The organism is Streptomyces sp. NPDC046122 (genome assembly GCF_056429965.1).
This window is the reverse complement of sequence record NZ_JBWKLQ010000018.1, coordinates 63,159-86,361: the sequence shown is the minus strand read 5'-3', so window position 1 is coordinate 86,361 and position 23,203 is coordinate 63,159. Positions and strand designations below refer to the sequence as shown.

The window sequence follows — 23,203 nt, the reverse complement described above, 5'->3', positions numbered from 1 at the left end:
ACAAAAAACACCCTGTCCTGGGGGGGGGGGGAGGGACGGGCGGCAGGACAGGGCCTTTTTTGGGGGGGGGGGGACGGGGAGGGGGGGGGGGGGGGGGGGGGGGGGGCGGGGCCCCCCCCCCACGCTCCGGACCCGACGTGCCCCAGGACGTAGCGTCGGTGCTCAGGTCACCCGGGGCCGATGGCGGGCCGGATCAAAGCAGGCTGTGGCCGCCCAGCAGGTCGGGGCTGCCCGTGCCGGCCAGTCCGGTGACCTTCTGGAAGTCGCCGACCTTGGTGAGAGTGGGACGCTCGTAAGCCATCGTCATGCCCTTTCGTTGCGGGATGAACAGGACTCGTGCCGTTTTCGTACGTCAGCCGGCGAACCGGCCCGATCGAGCGGGGCGCCGCCGACGCAGCACAAACCTAGGTGCGTGGATTTCCTCCGGCAAAGGCGCACACAAGCCATCCAGCAAGGTGCTCCCGCAACATTCCGTGCGTGCCTCACGTGCGTAATGCATAAGTGGGCCGGTATTCGGTCATAGTGCTGTGCAGGCGGGGTACTAGCAATGCCACTTTCGGTGGGCGCGCTCTTTTCGAGACACGTGCGGCGGGACGACGGCGGCGCAGTTTCCGGGCCGCCCCCTGTCCTGACGTGGGGTCATGAACCGTTGGATCGTGGCTGGACGAAGTCGATCCGGCCAACCCGCCCCCGCCGTCCTGGAATGCGCACTTGCGTGTGTCCGGCTCGCAGCAGGTGGCCACACCGTACGCGCCGCGCCGAGTGGTGTGATGCAGAGGCGCTTCGACGCTCGTACGGGGATATCCCCTCCGCCTGTGCGCCAAGCGCCACCGGGGCGTTCCGTGGTCGCGGCAGGAAATCCGCCCGTTAATCCCGGCGTCCTTCATCAGATGCTGCGCCGGGTGAGGCCTTCGCGGGCGGCCTGTGCGCTGCAGGAGCAGGAAGTGGGGCATGTACTGTCCGGGGCCGGGGCAGAGGATGTACTTCTCGTGCGGGATGGCCCGCTCTCCCGGACCTTCTCGAACGCGGCCGCGCACAGGGCGGCCACCGTCGGGTCGTCGATGGGCTCCTTGCCGTTCTCGGCCGAGCCATGGACGGCGGCGGCCGGACCGCCGCCGACGAGAAGGCACTGGTCGACGCACTGGGCGACAACCCGGCGATCAACGTCATGAGCAAGCAGGAATCCGTGATGAGTTCGGCGCTGGCGGTGTGGCGCCTCTCGGAGGCTTCGGGACTCAGGCGCGCCGCTCGCGGCAGGCCTCACGGACTCGATGCAGATCCCCACGCCCATGGTGAGAAGGCCTACCACCTGGATGCCGGGCACCAGCCTGGGCGGCAACGTCACCCTGACCTACGGCGCGTCGAGTGGTCGTGACACCTCTCGCCCGCCCGTGAAGATCACCCAGGACACGGCCGGGATCCCCGGCGCGTCGGAGGCCGAGGACTTCTTCGGTTCCGCTGTGGCGCTCGACGACATCGACGGGGACGGCAGGGCCGACCTCGCCGTGGGCGCACCCGCGGAGTCGATCGGCTCGGCAGAAGGCACGGGCTCGGTGACAGTGATCCCCGGATCCGCCGGGGGTCTCGCCACCGCGTCCGCGTACGGGTACAACCAGGATTCAGCCGGTGTCCCCGGAGCGGCCGAGCCAGCCGACTACTTCGGAGTCGCCCTGGCTTTGAAAGACACCAACGGCGACGGCAAGGCCGATCTCGCCGTCGGCGCTTCCGGAGAGAACAACGGCGATGGCGCCCTGTGGTCCCTCAAGGGACGCGCCCCGAAGCTCACCACCACCGGCGCGGTCAGCTTCGGGGCAGCCACCATCGGTCTGCCGACCAGCGGATACCCGGACTTCGGCTCCTCGATCGCACGCTGACGCCTGCACCCCGCGTCGCGTCTGCTCATCGCAGACATCGGCGCGGGGGCATCGTTTCTTCGGTGAACCGCGCCACCCTCGTGTGCGCCGGAGATCCGTTGGCAGAAGCGGGCGAGTGAGTCGAGGGTCTCTCCTACGAGATCTCTGCGGAAGCGAGCGCAGACGCTTCCGCAGCAGGCTGGGGGCGGGCCGACTCAGCCACCCCCCAGCCGGCACGCCGAGTGCGGACCTTGGTCCTCGCAGCATCCAACCACTGAGCCGGAGCTGATGCTCCAGGAGGAGGTGTACCGATGAAACCGGTACTCCCATTCGGAAGAAGTAGGCACCTGTGGGTACTGCTCGCGGCAGCCGGCGCGACGTTAACCGCGGGCTGCACGGACGGATCGAATGACGGCGGTGGGTCCGCGTCGTCCTGTGCGTTCCTGGTCGAGTACGACAAGCGTACGTACCTCGGCACCGAAAACACCGACATCCCCGTCGGGGACAATCTCGGCGCCGCAACCCGTCCGCCGTGCGACGACACGCCGAACGATGATTCCGACGGCAGGACGAAGGCCTCGTCCACGACCGCGTACACGGTCGAGGGTGTGGACCCCACCATCGCTGTCGCGGTGGGCGACGAACCTGGTGATGCCCGCCTGGTCGTCATCGACTCCGACACGGAGCTCCCTGCCGAGGTCAAGAAGCTGATCAACGGCTCCTGACGGGACGAGTCTGCAACTTTGGTGCTGCCCGAACGGTGGCACCGGAATCTTCGGTGTTGTGGTCCTTCTCGCGGTTCCAGCCGGCGATCAGGGGTTGAGCGACTCGGCGGGGGCCACCGAGGAGAAGGCGTGCTGCCGGGCGGCGCAGCCGCTCGGCCGTGAGATTGAGGGCGACGTCCGTGCGGGACTCCCTCAGCGCCCGCGGCGCCGTCAGGTCGATCGTCTCCCGGCGCCGGCCTCGCGATCCTGGTCGAGGTGCAGACGCAGCCCCCAGAAGTATCGCGAGTGTGATGCGCAGTAGCCGTACTGGGCCCAGCCTGCCAGGTCCGAGCGTTTGGCCGTCTCGCGGGAGCAACCGCAACCGACCGGTGTGGAGTCGACCAGCCACACATCGTCGCTCCACAGCGAGGTATCGCGGGCCACGATCCGAATCATGCTGGTGAGCAGTGAGAACGCGGCGCTCAGCCGCTTGTTGTAGCCGGACTGCTGGGGCACGTAGGGAAACAGGCGACCGAAGTCCCGCCCGACGCGGCGTAGCCAGCGCCGCTCAGAGGTGTATCCGAGCAGCGCCGACATGACCCCGAGGGTGATCAGCTCGGCGTCAGTGAGCGTGGGCGTGATTCCGACGGCAGGCCGCCACAGCGCCGACCACGGCGAAGCCTTCAACTCGTCGTCGATCCGGGCATAGAGTGCCGTTGCGAGGGTGTCCAGGTCGTTAGTCACACATCAACGTTGGACGCCCTCGTCTCATGCCCGCAGGCGATCCCTTGGACTCATTAAGGGATCCGGGGCGGTGCCCACTGCGGTGTCTGTGCGTCACGGTCATTTCGCAGGGCCTGGATGAGCCAGGGGTACACCGGGATCAGGTTCGGTGCTACCTGCCAGCCGTTGACGATCCACACCAGCCTCCAGTACCGGTCCACCCTGGGATCGTGTGCTTCTTCGAACTGCTGGGCCATCCAGTCCCGGAATTCCGTGTCAGGGGTGCGCGCGAACACCTCGGCGAAGCGGTGCACGAGGTCGTCGATGACGGGCGCGCTCCTGTCGCTGAGCGGGTCGATGCCCGACTCCATGGCCTCGGCCGCCCTCTGACGGGTGAACTCCATCAGTTCCTCGCCTGCCACGCTCTCGATGTCGAGCGTGCGCCCGGCGGCCTGGTATCCGGCCGTCCGACGCATCCGGGCCCGGAAGTCCTCGTCGCCGACCAGCTCGGCGAGTTCCACCCACGCGGCGACCTGCTCGCTGGACGGATCCTCGGGGAGGTCGGGAGTGGCAGCGCGAACCATGGCCACCGCGGCCGGGTCGGCATCCGCTGTGCCGAAGGTGCCATCCATGAAATCGTTGATCAAACGTCGGCGTTCCTCGCCGGACAACTGCGTGAGCCTGTGCATGAGCTTGGTCTCCTCGGGACTGGACCCGCGTCTGGCCACGACTCGCAGAACGTTCCGACGCAGTTGCAGCACCCGGATCTGGACGTCCATGGCGTCGGCATGCGCCGCGGCGACTTCCGCCACCGAGAGCTCGCGTTCCAGTACCCGTTGAATCGTGGCCAGGTCAATGCCCAGCTCGCGCAGTGTGCGGAGGAGTTCCAGACGAAGCAGTGCGTCGAGGTCGTAGAGCCGATAGCCGGCGGGACTACGGGTGGTGGGCGCTACCACCCCCGAATCGGAGTAGAAGCGGATGGTCCTCACAGACAAGCCGGTCCGCCGGGAAAGCTCCCCGATCGAGTAGAGAGTCGTAACGTCCATGTCTCCCACTCTGCTGTCTCCAGCCACTGGAGACTCAAGGCCATTCCCCCGCTGGGCCCCGACCGAGACCTCCTGCGAGTTACTGAAGCATGCGTCGCGTGCTCTCCGCTCGCTGGCGGCCTACGGCTACGAGCCCTTGGACTCAATCGTCTAGTGATCGACAACGGACTTGTCACACGCCCCGGGTGGCGCTGTCGCTTCCCCTTGCCCTGCCTGCGTCCGCTGTCCCGGCCGGTCTGGCTCCCGAGCAGGGTCATGGGCCCCCCAGGGTTGCGCCGTAACAGACCGCGGTAGCTGAGGCAGCCCCGGCCGCCGGTACGGACAAGGGCTCCGCCCCGCTCCCACCGGGCGGATTAGCTTCCCGGGCCCTACATCGCCCGGGAAGCTCCGGGGGCCCGCCCGTGCCCGAGCAGCACACCGAGGGCGTGTCGGCAGCCCGCGGGATGCATGGCGTTGATTAGAACCCAAGCGCCCGCTACCGGTCCACTTTTCAGCCGTCGCCGACATATCATCGCTGGCGCTGTGAGCGCGCTTGTTCTGCTGGCTCTCACTTTTGGTCTGTTCGGTCCTGGCGCGCGGCGTCGGCGGTCCGGCTCCTACACGTGCCGCACAGGTCCAGGGTCCTGTTCCTGCCCCTGTCGGGGCGGCCTGTCTTCCAGCGGCCTCGGTGAACCTCACCCTGCGGCCGGCGCACACCAGTGCGGGCGGGGACTCGCCTGCGCGACTGCGCTCGGCCAGACGCTGCTGCTCGACTCGGTACGCGGTCCCCACCCTCTGGCAGTGCAGCGCTCACTCCCCTGACCGCCGAGTGAGGGGAGCGTGAGCGCGAGCGGGGTTAGTGGAAGGTGATGTAGCCGTTGTTGTCGCGGTCGTTGCCGCTCTTGCTGTAGGAGTGGACGTCCGCGCGGCTGCCGGAGGGCTTGTAGAGGTAGATCGTGTCGCGGTCGTTGTTCCACATGAAGTTGCAGTCGTCGCGGTAGACGACGTTGCCCGCGTCGGAGTCGGTGCCGTGGCCGCCCCGCAGCTTCACCGAGTCACCGGGCTGCAGGTAGTGGTTGGCCGTGAACTGGAAGCGGTTGCCGGCCGCGTCCTTGACGACGTAACCCTTCAGGTTCACGGTCGCCGTGGCCGAGTAGTTCTTGACCATCAGGTACTCCTCGCGGGTGTTGCCCGTCGAGCAGCTGTTGGAGTCGCGGCCCGGTGCGTCGTACTGGATGCCTCGGACCTTCAGCGCCGAGGAGTACTCGGCGGCCTGAACCGGGGCCGTCAGAGCGGCGAGTGATCCGACCGAAATGGCAGCGGCGAAGGCGGCATGGGTGATGCGCATGGTGAGGTCCCCCCTCAAGAAGGTTGATGAGCAGCGGAAGCCCTCCGAGACGGCGAGCTTCTGATCACCGCTTCAGGTAACGGATCGGGCAGCTGACGTCGCGGTGAGCGCAGACGGGCGAGGCTGGCTTCGGTGCCCGACCCGGCATCGCGGGCCTACTACGACAAGAAGATCAGCCAGGGCAAACACCACACGCAGGCTCTACTCTGCCTCGCAGACGGCGGGCCGATGTCCTCTTCGCAATGCTCCGTGACGGCACCTTCTACGAGTCCCGACCTGCGGCCGCGGTCACATGACCAGCGGTTCAGCCAGAAGGACGACCCGATCGGCCTCGACATCGAAGCCGAGCACCGGATGGCCGTAGTCGCCCTCCGGATCCATCAGGACCGGCTTGCCCAAGCGTCGCCCGATCTCCCGGAGGAAGCCGCAGAACACATCGAGTCGTTCCTGGCCCTGCAACTCCCGCAGGTCGACGTCGAAGTCGATGACCTCGTCGTCTTTGCAACGGAAGATCGCCACCACGTCGGGAGTCGGCCAGACCCGCAGGTCCGGGCACTCAGCGTCCGCCGGGCGGGACAACACGGTCTCCGCCCGCCCGGGGCACCGGCAGCACCGTCTCGCCTTCCGAGTACTGGCACTTCCAGCCCCTGGCCTCGACAAGATCGAGGACCGCCTGCCAGTCCTCCACCGAACAATCCGGGACACGCACGTCCGGCAGCGACCCCATCAGGTCCGGGTCGAAGAAACAGCGCACGTCATCCCACAGAAGATCAGCCACACCGCCATGCTGCCCGGCTCTCCCATCCAACGCAGCCCTTTTCCCAGCGGCGACGACTCCTGCGAAGGCATGACCGGCGAGGCCCTTCGCCTGTGCCAGGACGCCGGGGACGTCGGTACAGCGATCGGCGTCGGCCAAACGCCGCTGCCCGACGATGGCCGGCGCTTACGCAGCAATGCCGGCCCAGGGACCCACTCGCCGCGCCACCGACTCATACCAGGGCTACCGCGAGCATCGCTGAAACGACTGTGCACACGGCCACCGACAGCATCACCATGCGCGCCAGTCCCGCCACCCAGTCGTCCACGAGGGGCAGAGGGGCAGCAGACTCAGATGTGCTGTTCGACACGGCGGACTCCCCGGCCGCCCTTCCGTGCGTGCCTGGGGCACTGTCCTGCCACAGCCCGGCGCACCAGACGCAGTCGCCGTCTGCGCGCGGTGGTGCGTACAGCCAGTACGCGCCCGGCAGCGAGGCGACGTTCACCGGGACGGGATCGTTTCCGAATGCCTCCATGCGCGGCTTAACGTTTCACCCCGCCTCCGGCACCGTCTGACAGCCGTTCCGCAACCCCACCGTCACCAGCCCGTTACACAGCCGTCCCGAGCGTCGTCCGCTGACGGCCACGACCGGGGTGATCCCGCGTCGGCCCCAGGTACGTCCCCGGGGCGGCCTGCGGGGGAACCCGGCTTCGTCCTCGAAGCAGACGTAGCCCCCCGCAGGCCGCCCGGGTCCTTTTACCTCCGCCCAGGTCGCCTCCCGCCACGCGCTCACGGCCTGCTCGTCGCGCTCGGCGACCCGCCGGGCGGGCACCTGCGGGCTGAAGCCGAGCCGGTGCATCAACCGTGTGGCGCCCGAGACGCTGTAGGTGACGTGGAACTTGCGGCCGATCAGTGTGGCCACCCTCGACGCGGTCCACACCTGGTCCTCCACCCAGCCATGCGCAGCCGGACCCTGCTCCAGATACACGGCCAGCTTCTCCAGGGACCGCAGGGACAGGCGGCACCGCGACCCGCTCGGACCGCGGGAGGCCAAAGCCTGAACACCGCCCTCCCGCCACAACTGGTGCCACTGATACGCCGACTTCACGCTCACCCGCAGCCGCTGTGCGGCCTCCGACGGCTTGATCTCCTGCTCGAACAGTTCAGCCGCCTGCATCCGTACCGACTCCCGACGCCGACGTCCCGTAGGAGTCAGCCCGCCCCCATCCGCATATCTCACACACCACGGATACAGCCAACCACCCACGCCCATCGGGGACTTCTCAACGATTCACCCCAACGAGCCGAAGTCAGTAACGACCCAGGGCCACTAGATCTGGGCGCCGTGACACGTGTGCACCGCCGTCACGTCAACATGCTCGGTTGGAACTCCGTCCAACTCCTTGAGCTGCCTGGGGACTGAGACCGCCGCGCGATTCCGGACACCGCCGACGAGGAATGACCCCGGCAAGAGGGTGTCAGAGCCCTGCGCTGCTGACGATCCCTCGCCGGGCGTGAAATCAGAACCCCTATCCAGCCGCCGCTTCCGCGACTTCAGGGGCAGTCGACTTCGCGGCAGGAGGCGGCGTGCGGTAGGCGCGAAGAGGGGCGTTGGTCGCGGCCACGGCGGCGATCGCAAGGATGGCGGACAGTCCACCGAAGACGAGCGAGAAGGAGGCGGAGGTGGCCGAAGCCAACACGCCGCCGCGGAAGTTGCCGAGTTCAGGGCCCGCGACACCGATGACGTGCTCTACCGAGGAAACCCGCCCGCGATACGCGTCTGGGGTCTCCAACTGAACCAGGGCGCCGCGGGTGACGACAGACACGGTGTCGGCAGCGCCCGCAAGGGCTAGACAGGCGAGCGCCAGCCACAGCGGCCCTGCCAAGCCGAAGCAGGCCAGCGCCAGGCCCCAGACGACGGATGCCGAGAGCTGTACCAAGCCGCTGCGGCGCCACCGTGTGACCGTGCCGGAGAGCAGGCCGGCCGTGATTCCACCGACCGCGACGGCCGAGAGGAATAGGCCGAGGGTCTGCGGGTTCCCGCCGAAGCGGATCTCGTTGACAAGAGGAAAGAGCGCGATGGGCATGGCGAGGAGCGTTGCGGAAACGTCGGTGGCCATCGAGCCCCATAGCGTCGGGCGGCGCAGAATCCGCCAACCGCCACGCTCTGGTCGGCGCCTGCCGCCAGCCGCGTCGGCACCTTCTGGCTGCAGGGCAGGCAGGCGAATCAACGAGAGCGCCGAAACTACCGTGGCCACGGCCTGGGCGGCGTAAGCGACCGGGAGTCCCCAGCTGGCGATGATCAGCCCGGCCATCGCGGGTCCAGCCAGCATCGCTGCCTGAAAGGAGACGTTCAGCAGCGCAAGGCCGGCTGCGACCCGATCGCTTGGCAACAACCGGACGGGGAAGGTGCGCCGGGCAGGAGCGCCGAGAGCGCTGCAGCTCGTCCCCACGGCCACCAGGGCGAGCAACAGGAACACGCTGCGGCTGTCCGCCAGGGCCTGGGCACACAGCCCTGCGGCGGCCAGCAGTTGGCCCGCAGTCGTGGCCCGCACCACCGCACGACGGTCAAAGGTGTCGGCCAACGTCCCGCCGAGCAGCCCGAACAACACCATCGGCAGGCCCGTAGCGAGCCCGATGACACCGGTACCCACCGGGCTGCCGGTCAGGTCCCAAACCTGGGCCAGAACCGCCACGGTGGCTATCTGTCCACCGAGTTGAGAGGCGGAGGTACCGATCCAGAGGTCGCGAAACGGCTGACTGTTCCGCAGTGGGCGGGTGTCGAGGAACCGGACACGGACACGCCCCCTCATCGCGGCGGCTCGACAAGGTGGTTAAGGATTCGCTGCCGCATCGACCGGCGTCCCAATGCCCGCCGCACGTCCTCGACAACGGTGGTTATCGCGTACGGGAGCTCACTGTCGAGCTCGGCGACCGTCCGATGGGTAGCGCGCCACTCCGCCTCCAGGAACGGCACCAAAGATCGGCCGCGCTCGGTCAGGTCGATTCGCCGGGTTCGGGCGTCAGGCCCCGGCTGGGAAGTGACGAGATCCTCCTTCCGCATGGCGGCGATGGTTTGGCTGATCGCGGAGTGCGAGCGGCCCAGGGACTTCGCAAGCTCTCGAATGGTCAGCGGTCCGGTGTGGGCGAGTCGGATCAGTGGATAGGCGAATCGAGGTCGTACCCCCTCGATTCCACGCTCGACGTAGAACTGCTCGATTTCGGCATCCATGGCTGCCAGCAGCTCGTGCATGGAGTGCCAGGGGTCGGGTAACGCAGTGGGATCCGAAGGTGTCACAGCGCTAATATAACAGCGCTGCAATAAATGCGGCACGTGATTAATTGAGTGGTGCCAGCGAAGGGCCCATACGTGCAGGGGCCCGATCCGCGGCATAGCCTGGCGACGTACTCCACGCCCCTCGCCGCGCGCCGCCGTCGAGCGGCGGAGAGCTCGGTGGGGTGCCCACTTGTGGTCGCCGATCCTCACCGCACCGTGGCATGTGCCGAGCCTCAGCCGGGAGCTGCATGCATTCGTCCGCCAGCACGGACCCCGTTTACGGCAGGGTGCTCCTGCTGAGGGGTGAGCGCCAGATCGCCGGGCCTCTGCGGGATCCCAACCTGGGTGGGGCCACCCACTGGGTCCGCCAGACCACCGCCACGGCAGCAGAAGAGGCACTTGCAGAGCAGGGGGCCACCGGCTGGGAGGTGATCCTGCCGGGTGAAAGCGTGAGCTACGAGTGGTACTCCCCCACCCACATCCGGCACTACGCCTACGAGGTCGACATTGCCGACGCTCAGGTCGCCCAGAGAGTCTGGGTCGCGCGGAGATCCTTGCCGCACAAGTCCCGGTCGACGCCGTCAGCAACGCCTCTGAGCAGGGCAACTCCCTCGCGCAGCCCATCAACGCCTGCGCGGCCGCCACAGCGCAAGCACGGGCGGAGGCACCGGGGCCGGGGTGGACCGATGCAGGACTTCCCAGCACCCTCGACCGGCACGCCCTGCGGGCGTTGTCCTGACACCGCGCACAGGCGAACGGCACGATGTGGTGTCGCCTTGGCCGCCCGCCACGGAAGGGATGCGGACGTACACGGGGCGGGCAGACGCCGGGGGCACGTCGTGTCCGGTTGAAGCGCCCTCCGGCAGCCGACGTGGCGCCCGTCTCTGGGCGGGCCGCGGCGCAGAACGCTTCACCGCGACGCGTCAGTGGACCACAGCAGACAGGCGGTTCACCCGGCCTCCCCTCAGGCGGGAGGAAGGGAGATTGGACAGAGTGCGGGCACGGAGGTGGATCCGCACTCCAGCGGCCGGGGGCTACCGCCGGCACTCCTCCACCCTGCCACTGATCCGAGCGAAAAGCGGTTCAGCACAACGCGGAGACGAGACTGCTCAAGAGATCGGCCGGGCGCACCGCCAGGGGCTGGTCCGGGCGGCCACGGCCAATGGCCGTTATGGGAACGGTTCGCTTGGGCGGTTGGAAGGCCATCTGGGGCCGGCCCAGATGCCCGCTTGCCTTCCGCCTGACTGCGACCCATCGGTACCTGGGGCGGCTTACCGGCCGGGCTGACTGCCGCTTGCAATTGCGCCGTGCGGATGAGCGGCGGCCACCTCCGACGCTGCAGGCAGGACAACGCCCGGCTGAACACAGAAGGCGGGCGTTGGCAGCATGAGTGCGCGTCATGGCCGTAATTGACCCATGAATTGTGCTCCCGAATGAACCCCGCGCATGGGTCTTTGAGCGCCGTAGATTCATGGTCGAGCGGTGACAACCAGGCCCGGCCGCCCGTCCAAGCAGCGGCCCGGCCGGCACCTCTCCCTTCCCCCGGCGTCTTCCTCAGAAAGCCCTTCTTGCCATGACCATCACATCCGAAGTGCCGCGACGTCGCCCGGGAGCGACCCTCGCGCTACTTGCGTTCGCTCAACTGATCATCTCGATCGACTACAACATCGTCTACGTCGCTTTGCCCGAGATCGGCTCGGGCCTTGGCTTCTCGGCTCACCACCTTCAATGGGTGGTCAGCGCGTACGCCGTCGCTTTCGGCGGTTTGCTCCTGCTCGGCGGGCGGGCCAGCGATATGTTCGGGCCGCGGCGGGTGTTCGCTGCCGGGCTCGGTATGTACGCGGTTTCCTCGCTGCTCGGTGGCCTGGCGGCATCGCCCGCCGTGCTCGTCACCGCCCGGGCCATCCAGGGCGTCGGCGGCGCACTCCTGTTCCCGGCGACGCTCATGTTGGTGTCCGTCGGCTTCCCCGAGGGGCGCGAGCGCAACAGGGCGTTCGCCGTGTGGGGCACCGCGGGCGGCAGCGGATTGATTCTCGGCTCGCTGCTGGGCGGTGTGTTGACGAATGGGTTGGGTTGGCAGTCGGTGTTCTTCGTCAACGTGCCCCTTGCCGGCGCCGCCGCCCTGCTCGCTTTCGTGCTGATCGCACCGGACAGGACTCGCAGGGAGCGGCGTCCGGTGGACGTCCGGGGAGCCCTGTCGTCGACGACCGGCGTGACGGCCGTGGTGTTCGCCCTGGTACAGGGGCCGGAGTCCGGATGGCTGTCGCCACAAGTGCTGATCGCCGCCGCCACGGGAGGGATCCTGCTCGCCGCGTTCGTCGTGGTCGAACACCGGTCGGCCGACCCGCTGTTGCCACTGCGCCTGTTCACCAACCGTAATCTCACCGTGGGCACGGTCGTCACATTCCTGTACATGGGGACCTTCGGCACACTGCTGTACTTCTTGACCGTCTACTTCCAGGGCGTCCACGGCTACGACGCGCTGGACACCGGGCTGGCGTTTCTAGTGCCGATGGCCGCCATCGTGGTCGGGTCACAGAGCGCGGGTCACCTGGCCACCCGGTACGGGATCGGGCCGGTGATGGTCGCCTCGCTGGTAGTGGGTTGTGCCGGCGCGGTGACCCTTGGGGCGACCATGTCGACGAACGCCTCGTACGCATCGCTGGTTCCCGGTCTCCTCGTGCTTGGCGTCGGCCAAGGCGCCGGCTACACCCTGATGTTCGGCGCGACCACCCTCGGGGTGGCCGCCGAGGACCAGGGCATCGCCTCGGGCGTCGCGTCCACCAGCCAGCAGGTGGGCGGCGCCGTCGGCCTGGCGCTGTTGGTGGCACTCGCCAACGCGGGTCTGGACGGCCTCGACGGCGAAGCGCTGCGCACGGCGACGGCCGCTGGGTTGCGCACAGCGGTGCTCGTCGCGGCGGCGGGCATCGCGCTGACCGCGCTGGTCGCACTCGGATTGCGCACCTCGCCCACGAAGCCGGTAACCGGGCACGAAACACGGGCGGACGGCGGCCACGCGGCCGCGCGCGTCTGATCGGGAGCGCGGCCGGCACGTATGGATGACCGGCGCGGCTCCACAGTGAAGTGCCGCCCCATTCCGGAGCGGCACTTCACTGTAGGTGCGCCGACCCGCGCCCACGGAGTGACGGCAACGGCTCAGACGTCGGGCTGAGGCGGCAGGGCTCGGCACAGCGTGTGGAGTGCGGCTCGGTAGCGATGGTCGGGGGGCGTGGCGTAGCCGACGACCAGACCGTCCTGGTGGGGGTCCGGGCTGTCGGGGTGGCGGAACATCCCGAGCCCGTCGAGCGCAACACCCAGCCACGTGGCCGCCTTCACACTGGACGTTTCGGTGCCCGGCGGCAGGCGCAGGACGGCATGCAGCCCGGCTGCGACTCCGGTCACCGCGATGTGCGGGGCGTGCTCCGCCAGTGCCGTGACCAGCTCTTTGCGGCGCATACGATAGCGCTGGCGCATGCGCCTGATGTGCTTGTCGTACTGCCCGGATTCGATGAACTCCGCGAGCGCCAACTGGTCGGTGACACCGGTCCATGCCTCGCGCAGCCCCTTGGCTGTGAGAACGCTGTCAACCATGTGCGGTGGCAGGACCATCCATCCGAGCCGGATCGCCGGGGACAGGCTCTTGCTGACCGAGCCCATGTAGACGACGTGGGCGGGGTCCAGTCCCTGTACGGCGCCCACAGGTTCACGGTCGTAGCGGAACTCTCCGTCGTAGTCGTCCTCCAGCACGACCCCGTCCCGGGCCCGAGCCCAGTCGACGGCAGCGGCACGGCGCGTCGCGTGCAGCGGGCCGCCGGTCGGGAACTGATGGGCCGGGGTGAGCAACACGGCACGAGCCCCGTGCCGTGACGACGTTCCAGGGTGTGTGCCCAGCTGGTCGGTCCGGGCACCGTTCTCGTCCAGTCCCAACGAGATGGTGCGCACGTCGACATCGGCCAGAATGCCGCGATGAAACGGAAGGCTGTACGGCTCGACCGCCAGCGGTCCGCTCAGCACACCGCCCCCGAAGAGAAGCCGCAGCCCGTGCGAGAACCCCGCACAGACGACGATCTGCTCCGGTACGGCGCACACCCCGCGCACCCGGCCCAGGTACTCGGCCAACGCGCGCCTGAGCTCCGGACGCCCCTGCGGGTCAGGGGGACCGAAGGCGTCGTGCGGTGCGGCGGCAAGCGCACGGCGGACGGCCGCGGCCCACGCGGCGCGAGGGAAGGATGTGGCGTCGGGCTGCCCCTGGCGGAGGTTGTGGACGGTGCCGGGGCCCGTGTCGTGGCCGGGGGCCTTCTTCGGGACCCGGTGTGCCTTGGCGGAGACCCGCTCGGCCACCCGGGTACCGGATCCCTGCCGGGCGGTCAGCCATCCTTCGGCGACAAGTTCGCCGTACGCGTCCGCAACGGTGTTGCGGGCCACCCCCAAGTCGACGGCGAGCGAACGGTACGGTGGCAGCACAGTGCCCGGTGCGAGCCGCCCCGTACGAACCGCCTCTCGCAGTGCTGACGCCACAGCAGCACGGCGAGGGCCGGAGGGCGGCAGTTCAAGATGCAAGTCGGTGCCGGCCACAGGGGCGGAATTGACCCGGGATTCAAGCACTCAACTGCACCTATCTGTTGGTCATTGGATGCCTAGGCTAAACCCATGATGAACAGCACGGCAGCCGCCCGCCCCTCCCGCGTCGACTTCGCCGCGAGCGCGCCCCAAGCGTTCACAGCGCTCATCGGTCTCGACGCCGTCGCCCGCAAGGGCCTGGGCCCCGCGCTGGTCGAACTGGTCCAGATCCGCGCATCACAACTCAACGGCTGCGCGTACTGCCTCCACATGCACACCTCCGACGCGCGCAAGGCCGGCGAGAGCGAGGATCGCCTCCACATGGTGCACGTGTGGAAGGACGCGACGCACTCTTTCACAGCCAAGGAGCAGGCGGCGCTGGCCCTGACGGAAGCCGTCACACGGATCGCCGACGGAGTCCCGGACGGCGTCTATCGCCGTGCGGCCGAGCACTTCGAGGACGCGGAACTGGCCCAGCTCATCGCGGTCATCCTGACGATCAACACCTGGAACCGCATTGCCATCACGACGGCCAAGGCCCCGGGCACCGAGGTCCGACGCTGAGTCGGCACCTGCGATACGGCTCCGGCCGGCGAACCCCACAGGCGGGCGTGGCCGGAACGTGGCGACCCTTGCCCGGCGGAAGAGGTGGAAGGATTCGTCTTCTCCGGCTCCTTCCCCTTGCGATCCCTGAAAGGGCGACCTCACCGTGACTGACCAATGGCCTCATCACCTTCCGGTTGGCTCCGTGCGCTTCGCGCGGCCGACAGCTCGCTACCAGGAGGTTGTCGCCTTCTACGAGGATGCTCTGGGCCTGCCCATCCTCGCCCGCTGGCGCGGTGACGACGGCCACGAGGGATACGACGGCGTCCTGATCGGGCTGCCGGGCGCGCCTGTGCACCTGGAAATCACCCAGCACGGCAGCCCGCCGGTCATCCCTGAGCCCCACCCGGAGAACCAGCTCGTGCTTTACATGCCGGGTCCGGAAGCGGTGGCTGCCGCGACCTCACGACTCGCCGCTGCCGGACACCGCCCGGTGCGGGCAGCGAATCCGTACTGGCCAGATCGCGGATGCGTCTGCTTCGCAGACCCGGACGGGTGGGTCGTCGTCCTCGCGCCCTGGGTCTTCGGCGTGAACCCGCCTCCTGCACCCCAGCCCGCTTGACGACCACAGGCTGCGAGTGAACCGGCGCTCGCCGGTCGGCTGCAGCGCTGCTGCAGTTCCGCCGGCGCTGCTGCCCATTCCATCCGCAGTCGGAGCTCTTCTGCGGGCACCACGCGCGACGTGCTCGGCCGTGCGTTCCCGGTCAGGCCCAGAACGCGTCGGTGACGGTGATCTGGGGATCGGCGTGACGGCGGATGAAGGTGAAGATGAGCCAGCCGCGGCCGCCTGCGAGGTCGGCGATGTGCGGGCCGCCCGGGCTGGTCGAGGCCAGTGGGCGGACGGTGAGCCAGTGCGGCAGGGACCGTCGGCGTCGATGCCCCGGTAGTACGGATTCGATGCTGTGATCAGCTCGGCCCGGGCCGCTACGAACAGCCGCTTCCCGTCCTCGGGCATGGTCTCGAAGTCATGGAGCGCCTCTGCCGTCCAGTCCATCTTCCAGGGCGGGCGTGGGAGCTCATCGCTCACCGGCCGGGCTCCACGGCGGACGCCTGGCGGCGCAGCCGGCTGTACTCGGCCAGGAGGGCGGCGGACTCCTGGGCGTCCTCGGACTTCGCGGCTCGGGCTTCGAGGTCGCGCAGGTGTCCTTCCAGGTTGGGATCGCGGGCGATGGCGTACTGGGTCCACCACAGGCGTATGAAGGCCGGTACCGGGGTGAGGTTGAAGGCGTCAGCGATCGCGCGGCGCCAGTGCGCCTTGAAGTCGGGCAGCAGGTGCGGGGCGTGTTCCTGGATGGCCAGGCGCAGGGCCTGCGGGGTGCGTTCGGGCATGGGCGGCACCAAGCGGGGCCCGTCACCGCCGGGGGTGGACGATCCGCTCGAACTCCGTCACCTCCCCCGGAGCGGCGTCGCTGGCTTCGTCGATCGCCTTCAGCGGCCGCATCGACCGCTCCTGGTCGGCTTTGGCCCGTGCCGAGGACGGCGGCCCCGGCACGGGGACGGCAGCCGGCGGGCCCGTCCACCGGTGATGGTGACCGACTGGGGAAACGCCACAAAGCGCCCTTCTTGCTCACACCCCGGCGCCACGCCGCCCCCTGCCCAGGACGGGCACCGCGGCACTCACCCACACACGCATATCGGCACGGGCTGCACCCCACCTCTAGTTCACGACGGGGCCGGAATCAACCGCTGCTGCACAGCCAGGCCTCAACGCCCTTCACCTCACGGCGGCTGCCGTTCCCTCACCGAACCCAGGCACGTCCTGCGCGGCGGTGTCCACGCGCAGCGACGACGCAGGCTCCGACGGCAGCGGCACAAGCGGCGGCTCCGGTCGGCGCCATCACCGGCAGCCTGGCCCACCCCAGATCCTCGATCCCGGGCCGCTACGACAGCCTCGGCCACCTGCGCGCCATCGAGGATCGCCTCGGTGGTGTCGCGGCGTCTGATCTTGTACCAAGCGCGCTCCGGGCAGGTAGCGCTGCGGCTCACTGGGCCGGCTCAGGCGCGATGGCGTCGTGCCCGTGCGATGAAGTCGATGTCTTGGCGTCTCAGCTTCGGTCGATCAGGGCGGCGAAGGCATCGAGGACGCGTTGCAGGCCGAAGGCGTAGGCGTGGGCGGGATCGTAGGCACTGTTGTGTGCGGCGCCTGCGGCTGCTCCGACGCGGACGGCAGTGGGATAGGCGTTCTCGTCGAGGACCCGGGCGAGGAGCGGGGCGTTCAGCTCCCACCATTGTTGGTCGTTCAGGGCGCTGTCGTGCTGTGCGGCGCGGGCGTCGGCGACAGCACGGGCGCATGCCTGCACGAAGGTGAGCAGGTGGGTCAGGCAATCATCCATCTCGACGTCGCTGAGGCCGAGGCCGTCGAGCCCGGACAGTTCGTGCTCGTACTTCGACATCTGCCCCGGCCCCAGCGGAGGCCTGACGGTGGAGACGGCCGCGGCCCATGGGTGGCGTTCGAAGAGGTCTTTGTTCTCCTCGGCGATGGCGGTGACGCGTTGGCGCCAGGGCTGTCCGGTGGTGTCGGTGCGGGGCATGCGGGCGTAGGCGGCGTCGAGCATGAGGTCGAGGAGCTCGGCCTTGCCGGGGACGTAGGTGTACAGCGTCATCGGCACGACGCCGAGTTCCTTGGCCACCCGGCGCATGGTCACCGCGTCCAGGCCTTCGACGTCGGCGACGGCGGTGGCGGCCTCGACCACCGCGTCGACGCTCAGCCCCCTTCGCGGCCCCCGACGTCGGTCAGGGGAGGAGCCGCGCCACAGCAGTTGCAAGGTGTGGGCCGGGTCGCCCGAGCTGGTTCGTTCCGTTGGCACGGAGTCATCCTCTCGCATCCGAACTCTGTACAATGTACATTGTACGTCGTACAGAGAATATGCTCAGCGCCGATCTCTCGGAGGACTTTTCATGAAGATCACCTCTAGTGCCGTGTCGCTCAATGTCGACGATGTCCCCGCGTCCAGCGCCTTCCTCATCGAGCACTTCGGGTTCCGCGAGGAGATGGCAGCCGACGGCTTCGCGTCCCTGACGCGCGACGACGTCGGCATGAACGTCATCTTTTTGCGGCGAGGGCTGGACAGCCTCCCGGCGGACCAGCGCGACGAGCACGCCGCAGGTCTGATCCTCGCCTTCGTCGTCGAGGACCTCGAAGGCGAGCTGGCGCGCCTGCGCTCCGAAGGCGTCGCGATCACCATGCCGCTGACCGACGAGGAGTGGGGCGAGCGCGCCTTCCAGGTCCGCGACCCCAACGGCGTCATCGTCCAACTGGTCGACTGGAACGCACCCACCAGCCGCTGAAACAACCGACGGCGCCCCCCGTACCCGGTCTAGTGCTCCGACCGCATCGGTGCGCCGGCTTCAGGGCAGGTGGAAGCGGCCCTGCGACGGTGACCGTGCCGGTCCACCAGTCCGTTCGAGCGGGTGCGTGCCAGAGGAGCCGAGCCGGCGGTGGGTGAGTTCCTCCGCCTTCTGAGCCAGGGCCGCCTGCGCGATGTCCGGCTCGGACGAGGGCGGAAGACCGGCGAGCGCGCCGTCGGCGATGCCGGCCGGCCCGGTGAAGTGGACGGCGTACCTCCACCCGTCCGGAGTCCGGTACAGCACGAGGCTGATCGGCGCCCGAGGGTGCGCCAGTACGGCCGCCGTTTGCTCGCCATGCCGGCACGGTAGTGCGGACTCACCGCCCGTCCGGCGCGTCCGGCGTCACCGCGGACGTACGCGCCCCCGACCGTCCGGATAAACGGATGGTCGGGGGCGAGCGTGACGCGGCAGGATGCTCCGCATGAGCTTGCCCACCCCCGAGATGCACACCGCCCGTCTGCGACTGCGGCCGTTCACCGACGCCGACGCGGAGTCGCTCTACGCGCTGCACAGCAGCGCCCACGTGCTGCGCTACTGGGACTCCCCGCCGTGGACCGAACCGGCCCGCGCCCAGCACTTCATCGCGACCTGCCGGACGATCGAGGAGGAAGGCACGGGAGCGCGGGTGGCCGTCGACCGCGTCTGCGACGGCGCGTTCATCGGCTGGTGCGGCCTGACCAGCTGGAACCCGGCATTCCGCAGCGCGTCCCTGGGCTACGTCTTCGACGCCGCCGCATGGGGCCACGGCTACGCCACGGAGACCACGCACGCCGTCCTGCGATGGGCGTTCGACACCCTGGACCTGAACCGCGTCCAGGCCGAGACCGACACCCGCAACGTGGCATCCGCCCGGGTCCTGGAGAAACTCGGCTTCGTCCGCGAAGGCACCCTCCGCGAGGACTGCGTCGTCAACGGCGACGTCTCCGACTCCTGGGTCTTCGGCCTCCTCCGCCACGAATGGCACCCGACGGCCACGCCGACCGCCAGCCGCTAGTACCGAAACCTGCCCGCCCTTCGGTCCGCCCCCACCAAGGTCACTGGGCCGCTCCGACGAGCTCAACGTCTTCCTTTGCCCCACCGATCCCAACCATCCGGACCGCAGGAGCATCCAGTAGTGGATGCTTCCGCTGGCCTGGGTACCAGTGGGGGCTGGACGGCCGGTGGACCTACGTGCTTGAAGGCGGGGCCTGACAGCGGGTGCTGCTCCGCTTCGCCGCGCCCAGGGACCCCGTGATGGTCGCCAAGTGGGTCAAGTTCCAGATCCTCGACACCGAGCGCCAGGACTGGACGCATGGATACGACGCCGCCCGCCGCTACCACGACCAGGAAGACAGTCTTGATGTGCCCTACGCACACCAGGAAGGCGCCTACCCCCTGGGCCGGTGGCTGAGCGACCAGAGGCGAGCGTTCCGGACCGAGACCATGCCCGCCACGCGGGCTGCCGAGCTGGAAGAGCTCGGCATGATCTGGGACACCGCCGACGCGGCGTTCGAGGAGAACCTCGCCGCGGCCCGCGCGTACTACGCCGAGGCCGGTGCCCTGGCCGCCCCCCGCCACGCGACGGCGTTGGACCGGCCGGTAGGGCAATGGCTGGCCAATCTTCGGCGTCCCGGCGGGCTCGGCAAAGACCCCGGCCGCGCAGCCCGGCGCAGCGAGCAGCTCGTCGGGATCGACCCCGACTGGAACCCCGGACAGTTGGGGTGGACCGTCGACTGGCAGCGCCACTACGTGGGCCTGGCCGCGCTCCTGCAGGCCGGGAACGCGCTGCAGGACGTCCAGCCGGGGGGTGACCTGTCGCGGCGAGGACATCGGCCGCTGGACAGCGCGCCAAGCCCGCGACTGGGGCCGGCTGAACGAGGGTCCATGTTCGATGCCAGATGAGACGTGACCGGCGTTCGACGGAACGGGTGAATGAGCCTAGTGGTGCGCGAGGTGCGGGTCCGGGGCGGATCGGGCGGGAGTGGCCAGGACTGTGGCGATGCTGCTCGCGAGGTACGGGATGCGGTGGGCGGACATGCCGGCGATGTTGATACGACCCGATCCCGTGCCGTAGACCGCGAACTCCTCCCGCAGGCGGCGCATGTGCTGCGAGGTCAGCGGCAGCATCGAGAACATGCCCTTCTGCTGCGCGACGATCCGCGCCGGCCGTTCGCACCCGAGCGAGTCGAGGTGGGCCACGAGGTCGGACCGGTTGGCGTTGATGCGGGTGCGCATGGCATCGAGTTCGGTGCGCCAGGTCGAGTACAGGCCCGGATCGTCGAGAATCGTGGTGACGACGGCGGCGCCGTGCTCGGGCGGCATCGAGTAAAGCACCCGGGCAACGTTCTGCAATGTCGACTCCACATGCCGCAGCGCCTGCTGGGAAGGCCCGAGAACGATCGCGCAGCCGGTCCGCTCGCTGTAGAGGCCGAAGTTCTTCGAGCAGCTCACGGCGATGAGCATCTCCTCGACCCGCGAGGCCATCGTGCGGGTGGGTTGCAGATCCGCCTCCAGACCGTCGCCGAGTCCGTGGTACGCGAGGTCGATGAAGGGCACCCAGCCGTGGTGAGCGGCGAGGCCGGCCAGCGCGTCCCAGGCTTCGGCCGACAGGTCGACGCCCGTGGGGTTGTGGCAGCAGCCCTGGATCAGGACGACGTCGTTGCGCCGGGCCTCGCCCAGGTCGCGCAGTAGACCGGCTTGGTCCGGCCGGCCGTCGGCGTCGAGGTAGCGGTACGTGCGCACGGACAGGCCGGCGGATTCCAGGATCGGCCGGTGGTTGACGTACGACGGGTCGCTGATCCAGACGGTCGCACCGGGAGCGGTCCGGTGGACGAACTCGGCGAGCAGGTTGAGTGCCCCCGTACCGGCGACGGTCTGTACCGCCGTCGCCCTGGATATGAGGTCGTCGGTGCCCAGCACGGTGGAAGTCATCGCGCGGTTGAACGCCCGGTTGCCCGACAGACCCCGGTACTCCTTGGATTCGCCCCGCTCCGCCAGCCGCAGTTCGGCCTCGCGGACCGCGGCCATCACCGGTGTGGTCCCGGTCTGGTCCCGGTAGACGCCGACCAGGAGGTCCAGCCGCTCGGGGCGGGCAACGGCGCCGAGTTCGGCGACCAGGGCGAACAGCGGGTCGGTGGGAGGAGGGCTGAGCAGCTCAAGCATCGGGGAGCACCTTGGGACGAGAACGGGTATTAGCGAGGACGACGCCGAGGGTGATGAGTGGTACGCCGAAGAGCACGGCCACAGTCAGCGGCTCGTCCAAGAGCGGAATGGCCAGCAGAGTCGCGACGACAGGACTGAGACTGCCCACGACGGCGCTGCGCTCGGCGCCCAGGCGCCGGATGGCGAAGGCGTAGAGCAGGCCTGCGCAGAGGCCGACGCCCACGCCCTGCATCAGCAGGAAGAACGTCAGATCGGGCCAGGTCGCCGCGGCGAGGTTGGTGGGGAGTACGCCGGTCAGGACAAGCAGGGCCACCACTACGAACGAGGGCGCGCACAGCAGCCCGATCGACCCGATGGGATCGAGGTCCACCTCGCGCAGCCCGACGGTGTACAGCGCCCACAGCCCGCTGGCCACAAGCAGCATGCCGGATCCGAACAGGACGTCCGCGTCGACCGCGACGACATACGGCGAGAGGAGAGCGACGACTCCCGTGGCGATCAGGCAGAGCCCTGCCGCCTGCATCCGCTTCGGGACGCCGCGCCCGGTGGTCATCATGAGCACCGACACGAAGAGCGGGACCATGCCGGGCACGATCGCCCCCACGAAGGCCGTCGAGGTGAGCGAGCCGCCGTACATCGCGGCGAGGAAGAAGGGCACTCCGGCGCCGCCGATGATTTTGAGTGCTGTCCATCGGCCGACGGAGGTGAAACGCCTTCGGCGGCGCCACAGCGCCGGCGCCAGGACCACCAGGGGCACGCCGAACCGCAGCAGCGCGGCATCCGCCGGTTCGAGCGTCGACGTGCTGAGGGCCCGGGCGCTGAGGGCGAACCCGGCCCAGATGGCCACCGTCAGCAGCAGCGCCGCCATCCCCGCGACCTCGCCCGGACGCCTGCCGCTCGGGCTCCCGGCGGCCGGTGAATCCACGGGGGCAGGTGGAGCCGCGGGGGCGCGCTCGGTCGTACTCAAGGAGGTTCCTCCGGCGGGCATGGTGGGCGGCGCGGCGATTCCGGCCTCCGCAACGTTATGGCAGGTGGCGGGGCAGACGATTGCTATTTGCACCTCGGATTCCTAGCCTGGGGGCAGAATCTGCCAAGGAGTGCCCGATGGACGCCGTAGACCTACAGATCATTCGCGAATTGCAGGCCGACGGGCGGCTCTCGAACCAGGAGCTGGCCGACCGCGTCCGGCTGTCGCCGTCGCCGTGCCTGCGCCGCGTCCGGCGGCTCGAGGATGCGGGTCTCATCCGGGGCTACACCGCGATCGTGGACCAGCTGTCGTTCGGCCTTCCGATCACCGTCTTCGTGAACATCCGCCTCGAACGGCACACGTCCGACATGGTCGGCACTTTCGAGGAGCACGTAGGGCGGATCGAGCACATCCAGGACTGCTACCTCATGACCGGCGACAGCGACTACCTGCTCCGCATCGTCACCGAGAGCCTCGAAGCGTACGAGCGCCTCGTCCGGGACAGGATCCACGCCATCCCGGGCATCGCCTCGATCCAGTCCAGTTTCGCCTTCGGCAGCGTCAAGCAGTCCCGGATCTATCCCCGTCCCGCGCCGCCGCGCCCCTCCCCCTGGCCGGCCTGACGCGGCCCGGTCCCGGCCTTCCCCGCGAGCGACCGGAGCCCGTCCGCCGGACTTCCCTCCTCCACTCCTCCATGTGCGGGCCGGGTTCGAGTCGCCGGCATCGGCGAGCACGAACGCCATGTCGCCCTTGATGGCGGCCCGCTGGTGAAGTGGCTGGAAAACGCCGCACAGGGTGGCGACGAAGGCGTGATCGACCCTTACGCCGAGGCGGTCGCGCCCGGCAGTTGGGCCCTCGGGTACGCGGTCGACCGGCCTCTTCGTGGCCAGTCCCGCG

The 23,203-nt window shown here is 69.0% G+C and carries 21 protein-coding genes and 4 pseudogenes; 10 read left to right on the top strand and 15 right to left on the bottom strand.

Features of this window, described 5'->3' with window-relative positions; all coding sequences use genetic code 11:
* Positions 1 to 193: 193 nt before the first annotated feature.
* Positions 194 to 307 (bottom strand): keywimysin-related RiPP, encoded by a 114-nt coding sequence (locus AC07FK_RS31025; RefSeq protein ID WP_107061333.1) that lies wholly within the window; start codon positions 305 to 307, stop codon positions 194 to 196.
* Between the two features lie 982 nt (positions 308 to 1,289).
* Here AC07FK_RS31025 and AC07FK_RS31020 point away from each other — a divergent pair.
* Positions 1,290 to 1,874, top strand: coding sequence for an FG-GAP repeat protein (locus tag AC07FK_RS31020; protein WP_479108257.1), 585 nt, complete (start codon positions 1,290 to 1,292; stop codon positions 1,872 to 1,874).
* A gap of 290 nt (positions 1,875 to 2,164) precedes the next feature.
* Positions 2,165 to 2,578 (top strand): DUF6281 family protein, encoded by a 414-nt coding sequence (locus AC07FK_RS31015; protein WP_479108256.1) that lies wholly within the window; start codon positions 2,165 to 2,167, stop codon positions 2,576 to 2,578.
* A gap of 252 nt (positions 2,579 to 2,830) precedes the next feature.
* On the opposite strand, the pseudogene AC07FK_RS31010 reads toward AC07FK_RS31015, so the two are convergent.
* The 3 genes and pseudogenes from AC07FK_RS31010 to AC07FK_RS31000 form a co-directional block, all read right to left on the bottom strand.
* Positions 2,831 to 3,301: pseudogene (locus AC07FK_RS31010) on the bottom strand (transposase family protein); the annotation flags it as partial.
* 53 nt (positions 3,302 to 3,354) lie between these two features.
* Positions 3,355 to 4,326, bottom strand: a complete 972-nt coding sequence (locus AC07FK_RS31005; protein ID WP_479108255.1) for a MerR family transcriptional regulator — start codon at positions 4,324 to 4,326, stop codon at positions 3,355 to 3,357.
* Positions 4,327 to 5,161: 835 nt separating this feature from the next.
* Positions 5,162 to 5,653 (bottom strand): lamin tail domain-containing protein, encoded by a 492-nt coding sequence (locus tag AC07FK_RS31000; RefSeq protein WP_479108254.1) that lies wholly within the window; start codon positions 5,651 to 5,653, stop codon positions 5,162 to 5,164.
* 132 nt (positions 5,654 to 5,785) lie between these two features.
* On the opposite strand from AC07FK_RS31000, the pseudogene AC07FK_RS30995 reads away from it, so the two are divergent.
* Positions 5,786 to 5,949, top strand: a pseudogene (locus tag AC07FK_RS30995) (IS110 family transposase); the annotation flags it as partial.
* Here AC07FK_RS30995 and AC07FK_RS30990 read toward each other — a convergent pair.
* From AC07FK_RS30990 to AC07FK_RS30970, 5 genes and pseudogenes are all read right to left on the bottom strand, one after another.
* A pseudogene (locus AC07FK_RS30990) lies at positions 5,942 to 6,431 on the bottom strand (hypothetical protein). The pseudogenes AC07FK_RS30995 and AC07FK_RS30990 overlap by 8 nt on opposite strands.
* 211 nt (positions 6,432 to 6,642) lie before the next feature.
* The gene (locus AC07FK_RS30985) at positions 6,643 to 6,945 is read right to left on the bottom strand and encodes a hypothetical protein (RefSeq protein WP_479108253.1); all 303 of its coding nucleotides are present in this window, start codon (positions 6,943 to 6,945) and stop codon (positions 6,643 to 6,645) included.
* 78 nt (positions 6,946 to 7,023) lie between these two features.
* A pseudogene (locus AC07FK_RS30980) lies at positions 7,024 to 7,650 on the bottom strand (IS630 family transposase); the annotation flags it as partial.
* A 289-nt stretch (positions 7,651 to 7,939) separates the two neighbouring features.
* Positions 7,940 to 9,223 (bottom strand): MFS transporter, encoded by a 1,284-nt coding sequence (locus tag AC07FK_RS30975; RefSeq protein ID WP_479108252.1) that lies wholly within the window; start codon positions 9,221 to 9,223, stop codon positions 7,940 to 7,942.
* Positions 9,220 to 9,663, bottom strand: a complete 444-nt coding sequence (locus tag AC07FK_RS30970) for a MarR family winged helix-turn-helix transcriptional regulator (RefSeq protein ID WP_479108250.1) — start codon at positions 9,661 to 9,663, stop codon at positions 9,220 to 9,222. Before AC07FK_RS30970 ends, AC07FK_RS30975 begins: the two co-directional genes overlap by 4 nt.
* A 1,597-nt stretch (positions 9,664 to 11,260) precedes the next feature.
* Between AC07FK_RS30970 and AC07FK_RS30965 the strand changes: the two genes are divergently transcribed.
* Positions 11,261 to 12,721, top strand: coding sequence for an MFS transporter (locus AC07FK_RS30965; protein WP_479108249.1), 1,461 nt, complete (start codon positions 11,261 to 11,263; stop codon positions 12,719 to 12,721).
* 122 nt (positions 12,722 to 12,843) lie between these two features.
* Here the strand turns inward: AC07FK_RS30965 and pdxR are convergent, their stop codons facing one another.
* A complete protein-coding gene (pdxR, locus tag AC07FK_RS30960) occupies positions 12,844 to 14,292 on the bottom strand; it encodes a MocR-like pyridoxine biosynthesis transcription factor PdxR (RefSeq protein ID WP_479108248.1) in 1,449 nt (482 codons plus the stop codon).
* Positions 14,293 to 14,337: 45 nt separating this feature from the next.
* On the opposite strand from pdxR, the gene AC07FK_RS30955 reads away from it, so the two are divergent.
* Both AC07FK_RS30955 and AC07FK_RS30950 read left to right on the top strand, forming a co-directional pair.
* Positions 14,338 to 14,811 (top strand): carboxymuconolactone decarboxylase family protein, encoded by a 474-nt coding sequence (locus AC07FK_RS30955; RefSeq protein ID WP_479108247.1) that lies wholly within the window; start codon positions 14,338 to 14,340, stop codon positions 14,809 to 14,811.
* A 184-nt stretch (positions 14,812 to 14,995) separates the two neighbouring features.
* Positions 14,996 to 15,412 (top strand): VOC family protein, encoded by a 417-nt coding sequence (locus AC07FK_RS30950; RefSeq protein ID WP_479108246.1) that lies wholly within the window; start codon positions 14,996 to 14,998, stop codon positions 15,410 to 15,412.
* A gap of 461 nt (positions 15,413 to 15,873) precedes the next feature.
* On the opposite strand, the gene AC07FK_RS30945 is transcribed toward AC07FK_RS30950, so the two are convergent.
* Both AC07FK_RS30945 and AC07FK_RS30940 read right to left on the bottom strand, forming a co-directional pair.
* Positions 15,874 to 16,179, bottom strand: coding sequence for a hypothetical protein (locus AC07FK_RS30945; protein ID WP_479108245.1), 306 nt, complete (start codon positions 16,177 to 16,179; stop codon positions 15,874 to 15,876).
* Between the two features lie 716 nt (positions 16,180 to 16,895).
* Positions 16,896 to 17,657 carry a TetR/AcrR family transcriptional regulator gene (locus AC07FK_RS30940; protein WP_479108244.1) on the bottom strand — a complete coding sequence of 254 codons (762 nt, stop codon included), beginning with the start codon at positions 17,655 to 17,657 and terminating at the stop codon, positions 16,896 to 16,898.
* A gap of 91 nt (positions 17,658 to 17,748) precedes the next feature.
* Here AC07FK_RS30940 and AC07FK_RS30935 point away from each other — a divergent pair, with 91 nt between their 5' ends.
* Positions 17,749 to 18,138, top strand: coding sequence for a VOC family protein (locus AC07FK_RS30935; protein WP_479108243.1), 390 nt, complete (start codon positions 17,749 to 17,751; stop codon positions 18,136 to 18,138).
* Between the two features lie 60 nt (positions 18,139 to 18,198).
* Here AC07FK_RS30935 and AC07FK_RS30930 read toward each other — a convergent pair whose 3' ends face one another.
* Positions 18,199 to 18,441, bottom strand: a complete 243-nt coding sequence (locus tag AC07FK_RS30930) for a hypothetical protein (protein ID WP_479108242.1) — start codon at positions 18,439 to 18,441, stop codon at positions 18,199 to 18,201.
* Positions 18,442 to 18,619: 178 nt separating this feature from the next.
* On the opposite strand from AC07FK_RS30930, the gene AC07FK_RS30925 reads away from it, so the two are divergent.
* Both AC07FK_RS30925 and AC07FK_RS30920 read left to right on the top strand, forming a co-directional pair.
* Positions 18,620 to 19,192, top strand: a complete 573-nt coding sequence (locus AC07FK_RS30925) for a GNAT family N-acetyltransferase (protein ID WP_479108241.1) — start codon at positions 18,620 to 18,622, stop codon at positions 19,190 to 19,192.
* 239 nt (positions 19,193 to 19,431) lie between these two features.
* Positions 19,432 to 20,079 carry a helicase associated domain-containing protein gene (locus AC07FK_RS30920; protein WP_479108240.1) on the top strand — a complete coding sequence of 216 codons (648 nt, stop codon included), beginning with the start codon at positions 19,432 to 19,434 and terminating at the stop codon, positions 20,077 to 20,079.
* 36 nt (positions 20,080 to 20,115) lie between these two features.
* On the opposite strand, the gene AC07FK_RS30915 is transcribed toward AC07FK_RS30920, so the two are convergent.
* Together AC07FK_RS30915 and AC07FK_RS30910 are read right to left on the bottom strand one after the other, a co-directional pair.
* On the bottom strand, positions 20,116 to 21,339 hold the full coding sequence (locus AC07FK_RS30915) for an amino acid aminotransferase (RefSeq protein WP_479108239.1): 1,224 nt from the start codon (positions 21,337 to 21,339) through the stop codon (positions 20,116 to 20,118).
* Complete coding sequence (locus tag AC07FK_RS30910) at positions 21,332 to 22,306, bottom strand: DMT family transporter (protein ID WP_479108238.1); 975 nt, start codon at positions 22,304 to 22,306, stop codon at positions 21,332 to 21,334. Before AC07FK_RS30910 ends, AC07FK_RS30915 begins: the two co-directional genes overlap by 8 nt.
* A 137-nt stretch (positions 22,307 to 22,443) precedes the next feature.
* Between AC07FK_RS30910 and AC07FK_RS30905 the strand changes: the two genes are divergently transcribed.
* The gene (locus AC07FK_RS30905; RefSeq protein ID WP_479108237.1) at positions 22,444 to 22,929 is read left to right on the top strand and encodes an Lrp/AsnC family transcriptional regulator; all 486 of its coding nucleotides are present in this window, start codon (positions 22,444 to 22,446) and stop codon (positions 22,927 to 22,929) included.
* Positions 22,930 to 23,203 lie beyond the last annotated feature (274 nt).

What these genes read in the sequence shown, in the direction of transcription:
- AC07FK_RS31025 (WP_107061333.1), bottom strand. Translation starts at nt 307, where the DNA reads ATGACGATGGCTTACGAGCGTCCCACTCTCACCAAGGTCGGCGACTTC.
- AC07FK_RS31020 (WP_479108257.1), top strand. Translation starts at nt 1,290, where the DNA reads ATGGTGAGAAGGCCTACCACCTGGATGCCGGGCACCAGCCTGGGCGGC.
- AC07FK_RS31015 (WP_479108256.1), top strand. Translation starts at nt 2,165, where the DNA reads ATGAAACCGGTACTCCCATTCGGAAGAAGTAGGCACCTGTGGGTACTG.
- AC07FK_RS31005 (WP_479108255.1), bottom strand. Translation starts at nt 4,326, where the DNA reads ATGGACGTTACGACTCTCTACTCGATCGGGGAGCTTTCCCGGCGGACC.
- AC07FK_RS31000 (WP_479108254.1), bottom strand. Translation starts at nt 5,653, where the DNA reads ATGCGCATCACCCATGCCGCCTTCGCCGCTGCCATTTCGGTCGGATCA.
- AC07FK_RS30985 (WP_479108253.1), bottom strand. Translation starts at nt 6,945, where the DNA reads ATGGAGGCATTCGGAAACGATCCCGTCCCGGTGAACGTCGCCTCGCTG.
- AC07FK_RS30975 (WP_479108252.1), bottom strand. Translation starts at nt 9,223, where the DNA reads ATGAGGGGGCGTGTCCGTGTCCGGTTCCTCGACACCCGCCCACTGCGG.
- AC07FK_RS30970 (WP_479108250.1), bottom strand. Translation starts at nt 9,663, where the DNA reads ATGCACGAGCTGCTGGCAGCCATGGATGCCGAAATCGAGCAGTTCTAC.
- AC07FK_RS30965 (WP_479108249.1), top strand. Translation starts at nt 11,261, where the DNA reads ATGACCATCACATCCGAAGTGCCGCGACGTCGCCCGGGAGCGACCCTC.
- AC07FK_RS30955 (WP_479108247.1), top strand. Translation starts at nt 14,338, where the DNA reads ATGATGAACAGCACGGCAGCCGCCCGCCCCTCCCGCGTCGACTTCGCC.
- AC07FK_RS30945 (WP_479108245.1), bottom strand. Translation starts at nt 16,179, where the DNA reads ATGCCCGAACGCACCCCGCAGGCCCTGCGCCTGGCCATCCAGGAACAC.
- AC07FK_RS30935 (WP_479108243.1), top strand. Translation starts at nt 17,749, where the DNA reads ATGAAGATCACCTCTAGTGCCGTGTCGCTCAATGTCGACGATGTCCCC.
- AC07FK_RS30925 (WP_479108241.1), top strand. Translation starts at nt 18,620, where the DNA reads ATGAGCTTGCCCACCCCCGAGATGCACACCGCCCGTCTGCGACTGCGG.
- AC07FK_RS30920 (WP_479108240.1), top strand. Translation starts at nt 19,432, where the DNA reads ATGGTCGCCAAGTGGGTCAAGTTCCAGATCCTCGACACCGAGCGCCAG.
- AC07FK_RS30915 (WP_479108239.1), bottom strand. Translation starts at nt 21,339, where the DNA reads ATGCTTGAGCTGCTCAGCCCTCCTCCCACCGACCCGCTGTTCGCCCTG.
- AC07FK_RS30905 (WP_479108237.1), top strand. Translation starts at nt 22,444, where the DNA reads ATGGACGCCGTAGACCTACAGATCATTCGCGAATTGCAGGCCGACGGG.